Source organism: Streptosporangium sp. NPDC002544 (assembly GCF_040295965.1).
Lineage (GTDB): Bacteria > Actinomycetota > Actinomycetes > Streptosporangiales > Streptosporangiaceae > Streptosporangium.
Map to the genome: position 1 here is coordinate 258,379 of NZ_JBEOWJ010000008.1, position 17,832 is coordinate 276,210.

Annotated in this window: 15 protein-coding genes; 8 read left to right on the forward strand and 7 right to left on the reverse strand. The window is 70.7% G+C overall.

The window, feature by feature from the left end:
* Positions 1–10 precede the first annotated feature (10 nt).
* Positions 11–727 (reverse strand): M50 family metallopeptidase, encoded by a 717-nt coding sequence (locus ABT061_RS14885; RefSeq protein ID WP_350916766.1) that lies wholly within the window; start codon positions 725–727, stop codon positions 11–13.
* 83 nt (positions 728–810) lie between these two features.
* Between ABT061_RS14885 and ABT061_RS14890 the strand changes: the two genes are divergently transcribed.
* Genes ABT061_RS14890 through ABT061_RS14900 form a run of 3 tightly spaced genes read left to right on the forward strand, consistent with a single transcriptional unit; the run spans position 811 to position 3,377 of the window.
* Positions 811–1,728 (forward strand): amidohydrolase family protein, encoded by a 918-nt coding sequence (locus ABT061_RS14890; protein ID WP_350916889.1) that lies wholly within the window; start codon positions 811–813, stop codon positions 1,726–1,728.
* Between the two features lie 16 nt (positions 1,729–1,744).
* Positions 1,745–2,221, forward strand: a complete 477-nt coding sequence (locus ABT061_RS14895) for a nuclear transport factor 2 family protein (protein WP_350916769.1) — start codon at positions 1,745–1,747, stop codon at positions 2,219–2,221.
* 10 nt (positions 2,222–2,231) lie between these two features.
* Positions 2,232–3,377 (forward strand): magnesium and cobalt transport protein CorA, encoded by a 1,146-nt coding sequence (locus ABT061_RS14900; protein ID WP_350916772.1) that lies wholly within the window; start codon positions 2,232–2,234, stop codon positions 3,375–3,377.
* Between the two features lie 44 nt (positions 3,378–3,421).
* On the opposite strand, the gene ABT061_RS14905 is transcribed toward ABT061_RS14900, so the two are convergent.
* Both ABT061_RS14905 and ABT061_RS14910 read right to left on the reverse strand, forming a co-directional pair.
* Positions 3,422–3,856 (reverse strand): hypothetical protein, encoded by a 435-nt coding sequence (locus ABT061_RS14905; RefSeq protein ID WP_350916775.1) that lies wholly within the window; start codon positions 3,854–3,856, stop codon positions 3,422–3,424.
* Between the two features lie 135 nt (positions 3,857–3,991).
* On the reverse strand, positions 3,992–6,208 hold the full coding sequence (locus ABT061_RS14910; protein WP_350916778.1) for a thiamine pyrophosphate-dependent enzyme: 2,217 nt from the start codon (positions 6,206–6,208) through the stop codon (positions 3,992–3,994).
* 257 nt (positions 6,209–6,465) lie between these two features.
* Here ABT061_RS14910 and ABT061_RS14915 point away from each other — a divergent pair, with 257 nt between their 5' ends.
* Positions 6,466–7,335 (forward strand): universal stress protein, encoded by an 870-nt coding sequence (locus tag ABT061_RS14915; RefSeq protein WP_350916781.1) that lies wholly within the window; start codon positions 6,466–6,468, stop codon positions 7,333–7,335.
* A 6-nt stretch (positions 7,336–7,341) separates the two neighbouring features.
* On the opposite strand, the gene ABT061_RS14920 is transcribed toward ABT061_RS14915, so the two are convergent.
* Positions 7,342–7,941, reverse strand: coding sequence for an SACE_7040 family transcriptional regulator (locus ABT061_RS14920; RefSeq protein ID WP_350916784.1), 600 nt, complete (start codon positions 7,939–7,941; stop codon positions 7,342–7,344).
* 90 nt (positions 7,942–8,031) lie between these two features.
* Between ABT061_RS14920 and ABT061_RS14925 the strand changes: the two genes are divergently transcribed.
* The 4 genes from ABT061_RS14925 to ABT061_RS14940 are packed head-to-tail and all read left to right on the forward strand — an operon-like array spanning position 8,032 to position 13,772.
* The gene (locus tag ABT061_RS14925) at positions 8,032–9,600 is read left to right on the forward strand and encodes a carboxyl transferase domain-containing protein (protein ID WP_350916787.1); all 1,569 of its coding nucleotides are present in this window, start codon (positions 8,032–8,034) and stop codon (positions 9,598–9,600) included.
* Positions 9,601–9,608: 8 nt separating this feature from the next.
* Positions 9,609–11,627, forward strand: a complete 2,019-nt coding sequence (locus ABT061_RS14930) for an acetyl/propionyl/methylcrotonyl-CoA carboxylase subunit alpha (RefSeq protein WP_350916790.1) — start codon at positions 9,609–9,611, stop codon at positions 11,625–11,627.
* Positions 11,628–11,664: 37 nt separating this feature from the next.
* Complete coding sequence (locus ABT061_RS14935) at positions 11,665–12,612, forward strand: hydroxymethylglutaryl-CoA lyase (RefSeq protein WP_350916793.1); 948 nt, start codon at positions 11,665–11,667, stop codon at positions 12,610–12,612.
* 2 nt (positions 12,613–12,614) lie between these two features.
* Positions 12,615–13,772: an acyl-CoA dehydrogenase family protein gene (locus ABT061_RS14940; protein WP_433361222.1), complete on the forward strand. Its 1,158-nt coding sequence runs from the start codon at positions 12,615–12,617 to the stop codon at positions 13,770–13,772.
* Positions 13,773–13,847: 75 nt separating this feature from the next.
* Here ABT061_RS14940 and ABT061_RS14945 read toward each other — a convergent pair whose 3' ends face one another.
* The 3 genes from ABT061_RS14945 to ABT061_RS14955 all read right to left on the reverse strand — a co-directional run bounded on the left by ABT061_RS14945 (position 13,848) and on the right by ABT061_RS14955 (position 17,755).
* Positions 13,848–15,752, reverse strand: a complete 1,905-nt coding sequence (locus ABT061_RS14945; protein ID WP_350916799.1) for an alpha/beta fold hydrolase — start codon at positions 15,750–15,752, stop codon at positions 13,848–13,850.
* A 125-nt stretch (positions 15,753–15,877) separates the two neighbouring features.
* Entirely contained in the window at positions 15,878–16,543 is a 666-nt protein-coding gene (locus ABT061_RS14950) for a response regulator (RefSeq protein ID WP_350916802.1), read from the reverse strand.
* A gap of 45 nt (positions 16,544–16,588) precedes the next feature.
* Positions 16,589–17,755, reverse strand: a complete 1,167-nt coding sequence (locus tag ABT061_RS14955) for a sensor histidine kinase (protein WP_350916805.1) — start codon at positions 17,753–17,755, stop codon at positions 16,589–16,591.
* Positions 17,756–17,832 lie beyond the last annotated feature (77 nt).

Here is a 17,832-nt window from a genome sequence, read left to right on the forward strand (position 1 = left end):
GGGGGCGCGCTTACCAGGAGAGCTTGAACGCCGGAGGCAGCAGCAAATAGGTACCGGCCACCAGGCAGGCGCCCGCGACCACCAGGAAGAGGAACACCCAGAACCCGCCGGGCAGGAAGGTCAGCCGGGCGAGCTGATCGGCGTCGGAGTCGGGTGCCCGGCCGTAACGCCGCTTGCGCTGCAGCTCCACGATCGGCCGCACACCCCCCAGCAGCAGGAACCACACGGCCAGATAGGCGAGGACGGCGTCCATGTCGGGCTCGGCGTACCAGGTGAAGACGGAGATCGCGCCCCCGGTCGCCAGCAGGCTCACCACGCCGAACAGGTTGCGGATCAGCAGCAGCATGCAGAGCAGCAACGCGATCACTATTACGATCAGCACCTCCACGTAGCCGGAGGAGGTCAGCCACGCCCCGCCCAGCCCCAGCAGGGACGGGGCGACGTATCCGGCGGCGGCGGTCAGGATCATGCCGGGCCCGCGGGGCCTGCCCCTGGTCAGGGTCACGCCGGAGGTGTCGGAGTGCAGGCGGATGCCCTCCAGCTTGCGCCGGGTGAGCAGTGCCATCAGTGCGTGCCCGCCCTCGTGGGCGATGGTGATCAGACCTCGCGACAACTGCCACGAGGTGGACCACGACACCACGCCCAGTGCGGCCAGCGCGGACAGCAGCACGACCCAGGGGGGCGGCCCGGAACGGGCCGTGGTCAGGGTCACCCAGAGGTCGGACAACGCTCACTTCTCCTTCGCGGCATGAGAGCAAAGCGTCCCACGACTGCCGGTGTGCTGGCGATAAAGTCGAGGTCGTGCAGAACATGATTCCGGAACTCGCGGACGCCGGCGTCCCCGCCTGGTGGCGCGGGCTCGGTCTGCCCGGCCTGGCGGACGTACACGTCCACTTCCTGCCCGAGCGCATGGAGCGCCGGGTCTGGCACCACTTCGAGCACGGCGGTCCGCTGATGGGGAAAGGGTGGCGGATCCACTATCGGCTGCCCGTCGAGGAGCGGGTCGATCGGCTGCGGGCGCTCGGGGTGCGGGCCTTCTCCGCCCTCGCCTACGCGCACCGGCCGGGCATGGCCGAGAGCCTCAACGAATGGACGCTCGACTTCGCCCGCCGTACGGCGGAATGTCTGCCCTCGGCCACCTTCTACCCCGAACCTGGAGTCCTTGGCTATGTCCGGGACGCGCTCGGCCGTGGGGCGCGGATCTTCAAGGTCCACCTCCAGGTCGGCGACTTCGACCCCAGGTGTGAGGAGATCGACGACGTGTGGGGGCTGCTGGCCGAGCGGGGCGTTCCCGTCGTCGTCCACGCCAGCTCGATCCCGCTGCCCGGCCGCTGTACAGGGCCGGTGCCGGTCGGCGGGGTACTGGAGCGCCATCCCACCCTGCCGCTGGTCGTGGCGCACCTCGGCATGCCGGAGTACGACGAGTTCTTCGAGCTGGCCGAGACCTTCCCGAACGTACGGCTCGACACCACGATGACCTTCACCGACTTCGCCGAGCGTGGTATGCCGTTCCCCGCGCGTCTCCGGCCGCGCCTGCGTGACCTCGGGCTGGCCGGCAAGGTCCTGCTCGGCAGTGACTTCCCCAACATCCCCCACCCCTACGCCCACCAGCTCCACGCGCTGGACAGGCTCGACCTGGGCGACGACTGGCTCCGCGCGGTGTGTTGGAACAATGCGGACAATCTCCTTGACCTTTCGGCGCACTACACTCGGTCGGCAGGACATTGATGATCGGGAGAGACTCGTGAACGACCGAAACGCCGAGCTCATCAAGACGTTCTATGACGCCTTCGCACGCCGTGACGCCGACGAGATGGAGCGCTGTTACCACCCCGACGTCACGTTCGGGGACCCCGTCTTCCAGGACCTCGAAGGACGCGACAAGGTCATGGGGATGTGGCGGATGCTGCTCGGCCGCAGTACCGACCTCGGGGTGGAGGTCCGCGACATCGCCGTCCGCCAGTACGAGGGCACCGCGCACTGGACCGCCAGTTACACCTTCGGCAAGACGGGCAGGAGGGTCGTCAATGAAATCGACGCTCTCTTCCGTTTCGAGGACGGACTTATCGTTCGCCACCACGACGACTTCGACCTGCGGCGCTGGTCCAAGATGGCCATGGGCCTGCCGACCGGGATCATCCTCGGCTGGACCCCGATGCTCAGGGCCAAGATCCGCAACACCGCGATGCAGTCGCTGCAAGAGTTCATGACCACCCGATAAGGAGACACGTGTGACCGACCGGCGAGTGCGGGGCCTGCGAAGCCTGATGCGTGGGCGTCCCGGCGCCGGTCGGGAGTCTCCCGAGCGTTCGATGGACCCCAGATCCGCCGGTGACGGGCTGCCGGTCCCACCCCGCTCACGCGTCATCGACAACGCGATCTACGTCAACGGGCATCGCGCCGCCACCCCCGAGTCCCTTCCCGACGCCTTCGAGTGCCTGAAGAACACCCCGGACAGCATGGCCTGGATCGGCTTCTACCGGCCGGAGGACAGCGTCATCCTCGACGTCGCCGAGAAGTTCGACCTGCACGAGCTGGCGGTCGAGGACGCCATCGTCGCTCACCAGCGGCCCAAGGCCGACCGCTACGGCGACACCCTGTTCGTGGTGCTCCGCCCCGCCAGGTATCTCGACGAGGCCGAGGAGGTCGACTTCGGCGAGCTGCACGTCTTCGTCGGTCAGAACTTCGTGATCACCGTACGGCACAGCGAGGCCCCCGACCTGTCACAGGTTCGCCGCAGGATGCAGCACGACCCCGACCTGCTCGGCCAGGGCCCGCAGGCGGTGCTCTACGCCATCCTCGACGCGGTGGTGGACGGCTACGCCCCCGTGGTCGCCGGTCTGCAGAACGACATCGACGAGATCGAGGTGCAGGTCTTCGGTAACGAGCCCGGGGTCTCCCGCCGCATCTACGAGCTGTCGCGCGAGGTGATCGAGTTCCAGCGGGCCACCCAGCCGCTGCTGGGCATGATCGAGGGCTTCATCGCGGGGGCCGCCAAGTACGGGGTGGACGAGGAGCTGCAGAGATACCTGCGGGACGTGGCCGACCACGCGATCACCGTCGCGGAGCGGGTCAGCGGCTTCCGCCAGATGCTCCACGACATCCTCGTGGTCAACTCGACCATGGTCGCCCAGGCCCAGAACGAGCACATGACCAGGCTCACCGAGGCGAGCAACGCCCAGAACGAGGAGGTCAAGAAGATCTCCGCCTGGGCCGCCATCCTGTTCGCCCCCACCCTCGTCGGCACCATCTACGGAATGAACTTCGACGTGATGCCCGAGATCCACTGGACGTGGGGCTATCCCTTCGCGGTCCTGCTCATGGCGGGCGTCTGTCTCACCCTGTATCTGGTGTTCAAACGCCGAGACTGGCTCTGAGCCCGGCACCTTCCGACAGGAGGCGCCTGGCCACATCCGCACCGTCAGTTGAGCTTGGCCAGGATCAGATCCAGCTTGCCCTCCATGGAGTCCATGCGGGCGTTCATGGAGCTCATGTTGCTTTCCAAGGAGTCCATACGACCTTCCATGGACCCCATACGACCTTCCACGGACCCCATACGACCTTCCATGGACCCCATCCGGGCATCTAGGCCGTCGACCTTGGTCTCCAGGCCGTCGACTTTGATGTCCAGGCCGTCGACCTTGGTGGAGAGAGCGGAGAGGTCCTCCTTGGTGGCCATCCTGTTCATGATCTCTTCGAACATCGGCGCGGTGTAGGTCATGACCTCCTCGCGGACGATCTTAGGGAGATCATTCAGGGTCTCCTTGATGTACGCCAGGTCTGCGCTCGTCTTGAAGGCATGGGCCTCCAACTCCGTCAGGCGCTGACCTGTGTTTCCAATCGCCACTCCGGGCATGGTACCTCCTGCTCAGGGGGAAACGGAGGGCTGTCCGGCTACGGGCCGGAGTCGCGATCCGTAACAGCACGCATCCAATTGAACACGTACGGATGACATGGTGGAGGCGGGTTCCGGGATTTCGGTCCGGAGGAATCAGCTGAGCAGTTTGCGGGCGGCGGCCTCGATCTCGGCCTCCGACAGCAGCACGTGCCTGGACGCCTCGCCCAGCGGGATGAAGCTGTCAAAGGAGGTCACCCGGGCGATCCTGCCGGTGAAACCCGCGTCGATCAGCTCGGCGACGATGCTCTCCGAGACCCCTCCGCTACGGCGGGTCTCGTCGGCGATCAGCACCCTTCCGGTCAGCTCGGCGGCCCGCATCAGATCCTCCACCGGCAGGGGGGAGAGCCAGCGCAGGTCGAGCACCCGGCAGCTGTGCCCCTCGGCGGTGAGCCTGACCGCGGCGCGCAGGCTCATCCGCAGGCCGTTGCCGAAGGTCACGATCGTCAGGTCGCGGCCGTCGCCGTAGCTGCGGGCGCGCCCGATCGGGATGTGCGTCTCCGCCCAGCGGGCCGGAGGCGCGTACGGGGAGAGCCAGCCGTTGTCGCCCTCCTCGAACATGTCACGGGTGCTGTACAGCGCGATGGGCTCAAGGAAGACGCAGACGCTGCCGTCGGTGCGGGCGGCGGCCAGGCAGGTGCGCAGCATCGAGGCGGCGTCATCGGGACGTGCGGGGGAGGCCACGACCAGGCCGGGGATGTCACGCAGCGCGGCGACGGAGTTGTCGTTGTGGAAGTGGCCGCCGAAGCCCTTCTGGTAGGCGTAGGAGGCGACGCGCAGCACCATCGGGTTGCGGAAGGCGCCCCGGGAGAAGAACTGGAGCGTCGCGGCCTCGCCGCGGATCTGGTCCAGGGCGTTGTGCAGGTAGGCCAGGTACTGGATCTCGGGCACCGGCAGCAGGCCGGAGACCCCCGAGCCGAGTGCCAGGCCGAGCACCGCCTGCTCGTCGAGGTGGGTGTCGAAGACCCGGCCGAGACCGAAGCGTTTCTGCAGGCCGCGGGTGACGCCGTAGACGCCGCCCTTGCGTGCCACGTCCTCGCCGAAGACCAGCACGTCGGGGTGGGCGGCCAGGGCGTCGGTGAGGGTGCGGTTGATGGCCTGGGAGAGGGTCAGTGGACCCTCCTGCTCGGGGAGCCTGCCGCCGAAGGCCCTCGCCCTGGCCTCGGGGGCCGCGACGTTCCTGCCGGCCGCGGCGACGGCGGCGGGGGTGCGCGGGGCCAGCGGTTCGACGATGTCGAGGGCGGAGACCAGCCGGGGCCGCCGTGAGCTCTCCATGGCCATCTTGAACAGGTGCTCGCGCGTCGTCTCATAGCGGAGAAGCAGCTCGTCGGGGGTGATCAGACCGGCCTCGACGAGCAGCCTGGCGGTCGCGACGAGCGGATCGCGCGCGAGGTCGGCGTCGATCTCCCGTTTGGTCCGATAGGAAAGCTCCACGTCCGACCCCGCGTGGCCCATCAGCCGGACGGTGCCGACGCGCAGCAGGGCCGGGGCTCGATTCGAGCGGACGTGGTCGGCGGCGGCCAGCGCCACGTCGTGGACGTCGGCCAGGTCGCAGCCGTCGGCCTCGAAGTACCTCAACAGCGGGTGGTGGGCGGCCTTGACCCAGCCCTCGGGGGTGCGCACGCTGATGCCCAGGCCGTTGTCCTCGCAGACGAACAGGATCGGCAGCGCCAGCTTCTGGTAGGAGCAGTAGGCGGCGGTGTTGAGTCCCGACAGGGCGCTGGCGTGGTTCGTCGAGGCGTCGCCGAAGCTGCACATCGCGATCGCGTCGGCCGGCCACGGCCCCGGCAGGCCGAGCTGGCGGGTGCGCTCGATGGCGAAGGCCACGCCCACCGCGCGCGGCAGGTGGCTGGCGATCGTGGAGGTCTGCGGGATCACCGCCAGGTCGGGGTGGCCGAAGACCTTGTGCCGCCCGCCGGCCATCGGCTCCTCGGCCGAGGCGGTCAGGCCGAGCAGCACGTCGCGCATCCCCTCCTCGGGCAGCCGTCCCGCCATCGCCGACCGGGTCAGGTAGAAGGCGCCGGACCGGTAGTGCGGGAGGACGGGGTCGGTGACGCGCAGCGCGGCGGCGATCGCGGCGTTGCCCTCGTGTCCGGCCGAGCCGATGGTGTAGAAGCCCTGCCCCTGCTCACGAAGCCAGCGGGCGGTGACGTCCAGCAGCCTGCTGCCCAGCTGGAACTCGAACAGCTCGCGGCAGCGGGCCCCGGTCAGGGTCGTGCCTTCCCGTACGGGAAGGCCGGGATCGCGCGGCGCCCCGGGGGAGAGGGCGGCCACGGCCTCGGTGAAGTGGGTCTCAACAGTGTCGCGCGCCACAGCCCGATTATGTCCTCCTCGGCGGACGCCGTCCTCAACCTTGACATCTTTGGTGCGGCTGGGTCGCGGATCGGCCTCATGTAACAGTTTTCCATGACGGATTGTCAGAATTTACTGCTGATTATCGGAAGCAATGGTCAAGGAGGTGCCTTTGCCGGTGCGAGCCGGAAAACGAGGCAAGACTTGTGAATGGTCGCCTTACCGAGCGTGAGGATCAGTGAAGTATGGAAGGTGAGTGACGCGGGAGGGGAGCCGCAATGCTGGTACAGGACGATGAGCGGCCGGTGGTCGTCGGATACGACGACTCCGCGGAGAGCCGGCGGGCACTGCGCTGGGCCCTTGAGGAGGCCCGCCTCAGATTCCTCCCGTTGCTGATCTGTCACGCCTGGCAGTGGCCCTACCCGATGCTCTCCGTCACCCACGAGACCACCGCGGTCATCCGGCGCATGGGCTCGCACATCCTGGAGAGGGGGCTGGCCCTGGCGCACGATCTGGCCCCCCGGGCACAGGTGCGCGGCCAGCTGGTGGAGGGGTCGCCGGGGGCGGCCCTGGTGAGCGTGTCGGGTGCGGCCGAGCTGGTCGCGATCGGCCCGCGCGGCTCCGGCGGTTTCGACGAGCTGAAGATCGGCTCGACGACGGTCCAGGTCGCCTCGCACGCCCGCTGCCCGGTGGCCGTCGTCAGGCAGCCGGGCCACCTCCGCACCGACCGCGTCGCGATCGCCGTGGAGGACGCGCACCTGGAGTCGGCGGAGCTCGGCCTGGCCTTCGAGGAGGCGAGGCTGCGCAGGGCGACGCTGCTGGTGATCTGCCTCTGCCCCGAGGGCGCCGACGACACCCGGCGGGTGGCGGTCCGCTTCAACACCAACGTCGCGCTGTGGGAGGAGAGGTATCCGCAGCTGGAGGTGGAGACCGTGATCGAGACGAGGTCCCACGTCGAGGTGCTCCGTCACGCGGCCGACCGTTCGGACCTGATGGTGGTGGCCGACAGGGAGCACGACGACCCGCCGGGCCTCGCCATCGGCCCGGCCTGTCAGATGCTGCTGCGCGAGGCGCCGTGCACGGTCATGGTGAACCCCTCGCAGGCGTGGCTCACGTCCCCGCGCAAGGGTGCCCACATCATGAGTTAGTGATTGCTAACTTTGGGGTGTGGCCAGCGCCGCGCGGGCCATGCCGCGCAGTAGTTCGGCCATCGCCGCGGGCGGTAGTTCCCCGGCGCTGTGCGGTGTGGAGTTGAGCAGCCCGAAGACGGCGTGGGTCGCGGCGCGCAGCTCGGCCTGGGAACGGCCCGGGTAGAGCTCGCTCAGCACGGTGACCCACTCCTCGACGTACAGTCTCTGGAGCCTGCGGATCCGTCGCCGGGCGGGCTCGGGTACGTTGTCCAGCTCCCTGTCGTGCACCGTGATCAGCGCCGGGTGGCTCAGCGCGAATTCGATCTGGCAGCTGAGCAGGGCGTTCAGGGCCTGCTCGGCGTCGGCTGCCTCGGTCACGCGGCGGGTTCCCGAGGCGTGCAGGCGCTCGCTGACGTCCAGCAGCATCTCGGAGAGCAGAGCCTCCTTGCCGCTGAAATGCCGGTAGAGGGCCGGACCCGAGGTGCCGACCGCGCCGCCGATGTCCTCGATCGAGACACCGTGGAAGCCGCGCGCCGCGAACAGTCTCGCCGCGGCGTCCAGGATCTCGGCGCGCCGCGAGCCGCGATTGCGGGTAGCGGGCTGGGCAGTCGTCACCTTCCGCATGGTAGACGGTAACGTTAATAATGACTAACATCTGTGGTGAAGTTAGTGATCCTTAACCCAGCGGCGACGGAGCCGGACAGGAGGGCCCGCATGAGTGGCTGGCCGGTGCTGCGAAGCACCTGCGACCCGGGTGGCGAGGGTTTCAGGCGCAACGCCGAGGTCAATGAGCGGCTGGTCGCCGACCTCGGGGAACGCGTCGCGGCCGCGAGGCTGGGAGGCCCGGAGAAGTCGCGCGCCAGGCACGTCTCCCGGGGCAAGCTGCTGCCCCGCGACCGCGTCGACTCCCTCCTCGACCCCGGCTCGCGATTCCTGGAGCTCTCCCAGCTGGCCGCGGGAGGGATGTACGGGGACGAGGCGCCCGCCGCCGGGATCATCACCGGGGTGGGCCGGGTCTCCGGCCGCGAGTGCGTGATCGTCGCCAACGACGCCACCGTCAAGGGCGGCACCTACTACCCGATCACCGTCAAGAAGCACCTGCGGGCCCAGGAGGTCGCCCTCCACAACAACCTGCCCTGCGTCTACCTCGTCGACTCCGGGGGCGCGTTCCTGCCCAAGCAGGACGAGGTCTTCCCGGACCGCGAGCACTTCGGCCGGATCTTCTACAACCAGGCCACCATGTCGGCGCGCGGCATCCCGCAGATCGCCGCGGTCCTCGGCTCCTGCACGGCGGGCGGCGCCTACGTCCCGGCGATGAGCGACGAGGCGGTGATCGTCCGCAACCAGGGCACGATCTTCCTCGGTGGCCCGCCGCTGGTGAAGGCGGCCACCGGCGAGGAGGTCAGCGCCGAGGACCTGGGCGGCGGCGACCTGCACGCCCGGGTCAGCGGCGTCACCGACCACCTCGCCGACGACGACCGCCACGCGCTGAGGATCGTCCGGGACATCGTCTCCACCCTCGCGCCGCGCACGCCCTCCCCCTGGGAGCGCCTGCCATCGGAGGAGCCGGTCTGCGACCCCCGCGACCTGTACGGCATCGTCCCCGCCGACACCCGCACCCCGTACGACGTCCGTGAGATCATCGCCCGCGTCGTCGACGGCAGCAGGTTCGGCGAGTTCAAGGCCGAGTACGGCAGCACGCTCGTCACCGGGTTCGCCCGCATCCACGGTCACCCCGTCGGGATCATCGCCAACAACGGCATCCTGTTCGGCGAGTCGGCGCTCAAGGGCGCCCATTTCATCGAACTGTGCGACCGGCGCAACACCCCGCTGGTCTTCCTGCAGAACATCAGCGGGTTCATGGTCGGCCGGGCCTACGAGGCGGGCGGGATCGCCAAGCACGGCGCGAAGATGGTCACCGCCGTCGCCTGCGCCCGGGTCCCCAAGTTCACCGTGGTCGTCGGCGGCTCGTTCGGGGCCGGCAACTACGCGATGGCCGGGCGCGCCTACTCGCCCCGGTTCCTGTGGATGTGGCCCGGAGCCCGGATCTCGGTGATGGGCGGCGAGCAGGCCGCCAACGTCCTGTCCACGGTCGGCAACGCCGACCCCGACGCCATCCGCGGGCAGTACGAGGAGCAGGGCAACCCCTACTACTCCACGGCCCGCCTCTGGGACGACGGGGTCATCGACCCCCTCGACACCCGAACCGTCCTGGGCCTGGCCCTGTCAGCCTCGGCCAATGCCCCCCTCGACCCTGTCGGCTACGGCGTCTTCCGGATGTGACCGCACCCATGACCCACCCATCAGCACCCCGCCGGATGTTCGACACCGTCCTCGTCGCCAACCGCGGCGAGATCGCCCTGCGGATCACCCGCACGCTCAGCAGACTGGGCATCCGTTCCGTGGCCGTGCACAGCGACGCCGACGCCGGGGCGCGGCACGTCCGCGAGGCCGATGTCGCGGTACGGCTCGCCGGCGGCTACCTCGACGTCGACGGCATCCTCGCCGCCGCGGCGGCGACCGGAGCCCAGGCCGTGCACCCCGGCTACGGCTTCCTCGCGGAGAACGCCGCCTTCGCCCGGCGCTGCGCCGAGGCCGGGCTCGTCTTCGTCGGCCCGCCGCCGGAGGCCGTCGAGGCCATGGGCGACAAGATCCGCGCCAAGGCCACCGTCTCCGCGGCCGGCGTCCCCGTCGTCCCCGGCGGAGCCGAGCCGGGCGACGACCTGGCCGAGGCCGCCGAGCGGATCGGCTTCCCCGCGCTGATCAAGCCCTCGGCGGGCGGCGGGGGCAAGGGCATGGTGCTCGTGCGCTCCGCGGCGGAGCTGCCGGAGGCGCTGGCGTCCGCCCGCCGCACGGCCGCCGCCGCGTTCGGTGACGCGACCCTGCTGATCGAGCGGTTCGTGGAGAACCCCCGGCACATCGAGATCCAGGTGATGGCCGACGCCCACGGCGGCGTCATCCACCTGGGCGAGCGCGAGTGCAGCCTGCAGCGCCGCCACCAGAAGATCGTAGAGGAGGCGCCCTCCCCGCTTCTCGACGCCGCGACCAGGGCCGCGATGGGCGCCGCGGCGGTCGAGGCCGCCAGGTCCGTCGGCTACACCGGTGCCGGCACCGTGGAGTTCATCGTCCAGGGCTCCACCGGCGACTACTACTTCATGGAGATGAACACCCGCCTGCAGGTCGAGCACCCCGTCACCGAGCTGGTCACCGGCCTGGACCTGGTCGAGCTCCAGCTCAGGGTCGCCGCCGGCGAGCCCCTCCCGCTCACCCAGGAGCAGGTGCGGCTCGACGGTCACGCCGTCGAGGCCCGGGTCTACGCGGAAGATCCCTTCCGGGGCTTCCTGCCGACCGGGGGCCGGGTCCTCGCGCTGCGCGAGCCGCCCGGCGTGCGGGTCGACTCCGGTCTGCTGGCCGGGGGCGTGGTCGGCAGCGACTACGACCCGATGCTGTCGAAGGTCATCGCCTGGGGGCCGGACCGGGCGAGCGCCCTGCGGCGGCTCGACGGGGCGCTCGCGGCCACGGCCGTGCTCGGGGTGCCCACCAACATCTCCTTCCTGCGCGCCCTGATCGGCCATCCCGCGGTGGTCGCGGGAGACCTCGACACCGGCCTCGTCGAGCGCCATCTCGACGAGCTGGTCTCCCGTGCGGGTGTCCCCGACGACGTGCTGACCGCCGCGGCCCTGGTCCTGCACCGCGAGCACGTCCCCGCGGGGCACGCCGACCCGTGGGACGTCCCCGACGGCTGGCGGCTGGGCGAGGCGGCGTGGACCGTCTACCGGCTGGAGAGCCGCGAGGGGGTCCACGAGCTCAGGGTGCGCGGCCTGCCCGCCTCCGGCGCCGAGGTCCTGCTCTCTGGCGACCTCTCCGGCGACGGCGACGGCGCGGGTGCCGGCGCCGAGACGGTACGGGCGCTGCTGGCCGACGAGGGCGACGACCTGCTCGTCACCCTCGGTGAGACCGCGAGGCGCTACGCCGTCGCCAGGGACGGCGACACGGTGTGGCTCGGCCGCGACGGCGACGCCTGGGCGTTCACCCACCGCCACCTGGGCGACCCCGGCGACCGGGCGGGCGCGGGCGGTCCGGGGGACGGTCTGGTCCGCAGCCCGATGCCGGGCACCGTTCTGGTGGTGAAGGTGGCCGCCGGTGACCGGGTCACCGAGGGGCAGCCGTTGCTCATCGTGGAGGCGATGAAGATGGAGCACACCGTGACCGCGCCGATCGACGGGGTCGTCGCCGAGGTGCGGGTCCGGACGGGCCAGGCGGTCGGCATGGACGCCGTGCTGGCCGTGGTCGGCGGACAGGAGCGGTGATGCGCGCCGTACCGGAACGTCAGGGAGACGAGGAGGCATGATGCGCGAGCCGCAGAGGATCGGGGCGGAGGGACTGCCCGAGCGGGTCACGATCTACGAGGTCGGGCCGCGCGACGGGCTGCAGAACGAGGCGGCGGTGGTCCCCGTCCGGGTCAAGGCCGAGTTCATCGCCCGGCTGGCCGCCGCGGGACACCGGGTGATCGAGGCCACCAGCTTCGTGCACCCCAAGTGGGTGCCCCAGCTCGCCGACGCCTCGGAGTTGCTGGCGGTCATGGAGCGGGTCCCCGGTGTGCGCTACCCGGTGCTCGTGCCCAACGAGCGCGGCCTGGACCGCGCGCTCGAACACGGCGTCCAGGAGATCGCGATCTTCGCGAGCGCCACCGAGACGTTCGCGGGCCGGAACCTCAACCGGACGCTGGAGTCGCAGTTCGACATGTTCGAGCCGGTGGTCGCACGGGCGCTGGCGCACGGCCTGAAGGTCAGGGCGTACGTGTCGATGTGCTTCGGTGACCCTTGGGAGGGCCCGACGCCGATCGCCCAGGTCGTCTCCGTCGGGCGCAGGCTGCTCGACCTGGGCTGCTTCGAGCTGTCGCTCGGCGACACCATCGGCGTCGGCACCGCCGGCCACGTCGCCGCGCTGATCGAGGCCTTCGGCGACCCCTCCCGGCTCGCGGTCCACTTCCACGACACCTACGGCCAGGCCCTGGCCAACACGCTCGCCGCGCTGCGGGAGGGCGTGAGGGTGGTCGACGCCTCCACCGGAGGCATCGGCGGTTGCCCGTACGCCGAGAGCGCCACCGGCAACCTCGCCACCGAGGACCTGGTCTGGATGCTGCACGGTCTCGGCGTCGAGACCGGTCTTGATCTTCCGTCGCTGGTGGAGACCAGCACCTGGCTGGCCGGCAGGCTCGGCCGCCCCAGCCCGTCGCGGGTCGTCCAGGCCCTGGCCGGGAGCCCGTCCCGCACCCCCGTGGAGAAGGAGTGACCATGCCCAAGCTGACCGGTGAGTACGAGGAGCTACGCAAGACCGTCGAGGCGTTCGCCCGCGACGTGGTGGCCCCGGTGATCGGCGACCTCTACGAGCGCGAGGAGTTCCCCTACGACATCGTGCGGCAGATGGGCGCGATGGGCCTGTTCGGGCTGCCGATCTCCGAGGAGTACGGCGGCATGGGCGGCGACTACTTCGCGCTCTGCCTGGCCCTGGAGGAACTGGCCAGGGTCGACTCCAGCGTGTCGATCACCGTCGAGGCCGCGGTGTCGCTGGGCGCCATGCCGATCTACCGGTTCGGCACGGCCGAGCAGCGCGCCGAGTGGCTGCCCCGGCTGACGTCGGGCGAGATGCTGGGCGCCTTCGGTCTCACCGAGCCGGGCGGCGGCTCCGACGTGCCGGGCGGCATGCGCACCACGGCGGTGCTGGACGGCGACGAGTGGGTGATCAACGGCACGAAGGCGTTCATCACCAACTCCGGCACCGATATCACCGGCGTCATCGGCGTGGCCGCGATCACCGGCGAGCGGGCCGACGGCAAGAAGGAGATCTCCACGATCCTGGTGCCGGCGGGCACCCCGGGCCTCACCGTCGCCAAGAAGTACTCCAAGGTGGGCTGGAACTGCTCCGACACCCGCGGGCTCTCCTTCGATGACTGCAGGGTCCCGGCGCGGAACCTGCTCGGCGAGCGTGGGCGCGGCTACGCGCAGTTCCTGCAGACCCTCGACGAGGGCCGCATCGCCATCGCCGCGCTCTCCACCGGGCTGGCCCAGGGCTGCGTGGACGAGTCGCTGCGCTACGTCCGCGAGCGCCGGGCGTTCGGCCACCCCATCGGCCACTACCAGGCCATCCAGTTCAAGATCGCCGATATGGAGGTGCGCACCCACACCGCCCGCCTGGCCTACTACCACGCCGCGGAGAAGATGCTCGCGGGGGAGCCGTTCAAGAAGGAGGCGGCCATCGCCAAGCTCGTCGCCGGCGACGCCGCCATGGACAACGCCCGCGACGCCACCCAGATCTTCGGCGGCTACGGGTTCATGAACGAGTACCCGGTCGGCCGCTTCTACCGCGACGCCAAGATCCTGGAGATCGGCGAGGGCACCAGCGAGGTCCAGCGCATGCTGATCGCCCGCGAGCTGGGGCTCGGCGACCTCTGAGTCATCGAGAGGGCGGGCGGTCCCGGCCGGGTGAGCAGGCACAGGACCGCCGCCTGAGACGGTGAGTTCGGGGCGTCAGTGTGCGGGGATCGTCGCGATGAAGCCGTGCCCCGCGAAGGTTCCGGAGACGGTGGTGTCGTCCTTGGGGAGGAAGGCCTTCCACGAGAGCCTCACCGGGTGGGACCCGCCGTCGCCGTCGATGACGGTCAGCCGGGCCGTGGCGTCATCGCCCAGGCGGATCTCGCCGTTCACCGTGAGGTCGCCGACGAAGCGGACGTCTCGCAGCCGGATGGTGGCCGCCTTGTCGTCGAACGTCAGCAGGCCGCCGCGCAGGCCCGCCTCCGTGGCCGACTGCCAGTACGGGGACCTGAGGGGGTTGCGCCTGGCCGTCGCGTCGGCGACGGTGGCGAAGGCGGCCGCGAGGACCTGCCGCTCTCCGGCGGCCAGGCGGGTGCCGCGTGCCGGAGGCACCTGCGCCACGGTCCCGGGGAAGGAACCGAGGGCGCGGTAGTTCGCCTCGTCGCAGCGGGGCTTGTCGTCGAAGGTGTCCGGGTCGGTGAGGAAGGCGCGCATCGCATCGCGGACGCACCCGTTCATCTGGGGGCCCGTGGTGAGGTTGTGGGAGGCGAAGCGAACCCGGGAAAAGGTGGAACCGGGGAAGCGCCGAGTCACCGCGGCCGCCTCCGCCGGGGTGGTCGAGTCGAAGTCCCCGCCCAGGGCCAGGACCGGCACCCGGGGCTGTTCCGCGCCCGGCGGTACGGGCGGGCTGTCGCGAGGAGCCGGCCAGCCGACGCAGATGTCCTGCATGCCGAGGACCGGTCTTCCCGGGAGGGGTCCGCCCAGGTCCGTGACGGTGAAAGGCCTGAAGGGGCGCTTCTCGTCGTAGTAGCGGTCCAGTTGGCGCCGCCGCTCGTCCGCCGGAGCGGCGCGCTCGAAGGGGAAGGCGGCGTCACCGCACATGTAGGAGAGCAGGCCCGCCAGTTCCGCCCCGCGCAGCGGCGCGGTCGGGGCCGCGTCGATCACTCGCACCAACCGGCGCAGCGGGAGTGGATCGCCGTCCAGATAGGCGGCGACGGCCGCGCTCTCCTCGCGGCCGACCAACGGCAGATAGAGGTTGTTCGTCAGGTGCGCGAGCGACGAAAGCCGCAGTTCCGGATCGGGATGGGTGCGCAGGTGCCGTACCAGCTTGGCGAGGGCGTCGGCGGGATCGCCCGGCAACCGCCGACAGGCGCGAGAGGGGGCGCAGGCCACGTCGAGCAGGTCGGCGCGGGTCCGGATCGGCCCGGTCAGGTAACCGTCCTGACCGGTGGCCACAATGCTGTCGAGCAGCACCCCGGAGACGCTGCCCGGGTGGCGGGCGGCGTACGCCTGGGCGAACAAGGTGCCGTACGAGATGCCGTAGAACATCACTTTCGGTACGCCCAGGGCATCGCGTACGGCGTTCATGTCGGTGACGGCCTGGTCGGCGGTGAAGAACCGGCCGCGAGGACCCAGCCGGGTGGCACAGGCGGTGACGGTCTCCTGGCGTTCCAGGTCGAGCCCCGGACAGAGCACGGGGCTGGACTTTCCCAGACCGCGCGGCTCGACCACCAGCAGGTTGTGCCGGTCGAGCACCGGTCCCAGTGCCTCGGTCAGGGACGGCACCGCGGGGAGCGCCGGCGACGGCCCGCCCGGATTGGCCAGTACGGTCCCGGCCGCCGGGCGGGAGGCGTCCTTCCTGGGTAGCCAGGCGAACGCCACCGTGATCCGCTCCGAAGCGGGGTCGTTCCAGTCGAGCGGCACCCGTATCTCCCCGTCGCAGCGGGTCTTCGCCGAAGCGCACGGATGCCGGAACCCGCCCGCGTTCGGGCGGGGCGTGTCGTGGTCGCGGGCGGTGGCGTTCGGGGCGGTGAGGACCGAGGCGAGAAGCGTTCCGCAGGTGCCCGCCGTGACGAGCGCCGCCGTGGCCCGGCGCGTGATGGATCGCTGGTCTGCGTTCATGCCTTCCAGGCTTGTCCACGATCGGGACCGGTTCCTCGTAGCCGGGAACGGTTTCCCCCTGGGAGCCGAGCCCCGGCCGCCTCCCCGTATGGGAGCACGGTCCCATGGAACCGGAAGGGGAAAGATCAGCCGGTGGTGCCCGGGGTGACGAAACCCGCCTCGTAGGCGACGACCACCGCTTGGGCCCGGTCGCGGACGCCGAGTTTGGCGAACAGGCTGGTCACGTGGTTCTTCACGGTGGAAACCGCCACGTCCAGCGTCCCGGCGATCTCCAGGTTCGACTGCCCTCGTGCGATGAGGACCAGCACCTCACGCTCCCGGTCGGTCAGCCCGGCAAGCTCCGGCGGCATCGTCGCGGGCCGGGGCCGTACGGCCCGGACGAACGTGCCGATCAGCCGGGTCAGCAGCCGCGGCGCGACGACCGAGTCGCCGCGGTGCACCACCCGCACGCCCTCCAGTAACTCCTCGGGCGAGACGTCCTTGGGCAGGAAGCCCGAGGCCCCGGCCCGCAGCGCCTCGATGACGTACTCGTCCAGGTCGAAGGTGCTCAGCGCGAGCACGCGCACGCCGGGCAGCTCGGCGGTGATCCGCCCGGTGGCGGTGACGCCGTCGGCCTCCGGCATGTGCAGGTCCATCAGCACCACGTCGGGGAGCAGGTCGCGGGCGAGGGTGAGCGCCTCGTCACCGTCGCCCGCCTCACCCACCACGGAGAGGTCGTCCTGGGCGTTCAGGATCATCCGGAAGCCGAAGCGCACCACCGCGTGGTCGTCGACGACCAGTATCCTGATCATTTCTTCCTCTCCCGCCCGATCGGACCATGCTCGGCCGGTCGGCTCTCAGCTTGTTCCCAGAACCGGGAGGGGCAGCCGGGCATGGACCCGGAAGCCCCCGTCCCGCAGGTGCCCCGTCTCCAGCCACCCACCGCAGAGTGCCACACGCTCGGCCATTCCGCCCAGCCCGAAACCGCCCCCGAAGTGGCCTTCGTGCCTCCGGCCGCCAGAGGGCGCACCGGGCCCGTTGTCGACCACCTCCACCTCGACCGCGGCGGGTTCGTAAGCGATCCTGACCCTCACCGGGGCGTTTCCGGCGTGCTTGCGCGCGTTGGTCAACGACTCCTGGACGATCCGGTAGACCGCGTGGTCGACCGCGGCGGGCAGCCGGCCGGGCTCGCCGGTCACCTCCAGGAGCGCGGGCTGTCCCGCCTCGCGAGCCCGGCCGACCAGCGCGGGCAGGGCGGCGGCCCCGCGGGCGGGCGAGCCCGTCCCGGTACGGGTGGGGGAGTCGCCCGCCACGGGGGCGCTCTCCGGGCCGGCCGGCTCGTTCACCCGGTCGGCGCGCAGCACGTGCAGCAGCTGCCGCATCTCCGCCATGGCCTCCCGCCCGGCGAGCTCGGCGTTGAGCAGGGCGGCCTCGGCCCCGGCGGGATCGCGGGCCATGGTCGTGCGTGCCGCTCCCACGAGGACCTGCATCGTGCTGATGTTGTGGGCGACCACATCGTGCAGTTCCCGGGAGATGTGACGGCGCTCCGCCCGCACGATCTCCTCGGCGAGCTCGGTCTGCCTCCTGAGGGCGGTCTCCCGGCGCAGCCGCACCAGCCTGCCCACCCCGACGAGCAGCAGCGGGACGAGCAGTCCCACAGAGCCGGAATCCTGGCGTTCGGTTCCGGTGGCGAGCTGGACGGCCGTCGCCACCGCCGGGTAGAACAATCCCACCGCCACGGCCGCCGCCCAGGCGCGCCGGGCCTCGCCGTGCCTGCCCGTCGTGTACAGGGCCAGCATCGCCTGCAGGCCGTACCCCTGCCAGCCCGTCGACACGACGATCACGCAGTCGCAGGCCACGGTGACGGCCACCACGGTGATCGGCCGGCTCCGCCGCCACAGCAGAGCCGCGGACGAAACGGTGAAGAAGGTGAACGCCAGGACCGAGAATCCCTGAGCGGAGAACCTGCCCTGAAGGATGGCCAGGGCGACGTACACCGCCCAGACGCCCAGTGCGATGAGCACGTCGGCGACGCGCGAGCGGTCCGCCGGCGACCACCTACCTCCGGCCGCTCCGAACCACGCTCGCGCCCCCGTGAACG

What these genes read in the sequence shown, in the direction of transcription:
- ABT061_RS14890 (WP_350916889.1), top strand. Translation starts at nt 811, where the DNA reads ATGATTCCGGAACTCGCGGACGCCGGCGTCCCCGCCTGGTGGCGCGGG.
- ABT061_RS14905 (WP_350916775.1), bottom strand. Translation starts at nt 3,856, where the DNA reads ATGCCCGGAGTGGCGATTGGAAACACAGGTCAGCGCCTGACGGAGTTG.
- ABT061_RS14915 (WP_350916781.1), top strand. Translation starts at nt 6,466, where the DNA reads ATGCTGGTACAGGACGATGAGCGGCCGGTGGTCGTCGGATACGACGAC.
- ABT061_RS14920 (WP_350916784.1), bottom strand. Translation starts at nt 7,941, where the DNA reads ATGCGGAAGGTGACGACTGCCCAGCCCGCTACCCGCAATCGCGGCTCG.
- ABT061_RS14925 (WP_350916787.1), top strand. Translation starts at nt 8,032, where the DNA reads ATGAGTGGCTGGCCGGTGCTGCGAAGCACCTGCGACCCGGGTGGCGAG.
- ABT061_RS14930 (WP_350916790.1), top strand. Translation starts at nt 9,609, where the DNA reads ATGACCCACCCATCAGCACCCCGCCGGATGTTCGACACCGTCCTCGTC.
- ABT061_RS14935 (WP_350916793.1), top strand. Translation starts at nt 11,665, where the DNA reads ATGATGCGCGAGCCGCAGAGGATCGGGGCGGAGGGACTGCCCGAGCGG.
- ABT061_RS14940 (WP_433361222.1), top strand. Translation starts at nt 12,615, where the DNA reads ATGCCCAAGCTGACCGGTGAGTACGAGGAGCTACGCAAGACCGTCGAG.
- ABT061_RS14945 (WP_350916799.1), bottom strand. Translation starts at nt 15,752, where the DNA reads ATGAACGCAGACCAGCGATCCATCACGCGCCGGGCCACGGCGGCGCTC.
- ABT061_RS14950 (WP_350916802.1), bottom strand. Translation starts at nt 16,543, where the DNA reads ATGATCAGGATACTGGTCGTCGACGACCACGCGGTGGTGCGCTTCGGC.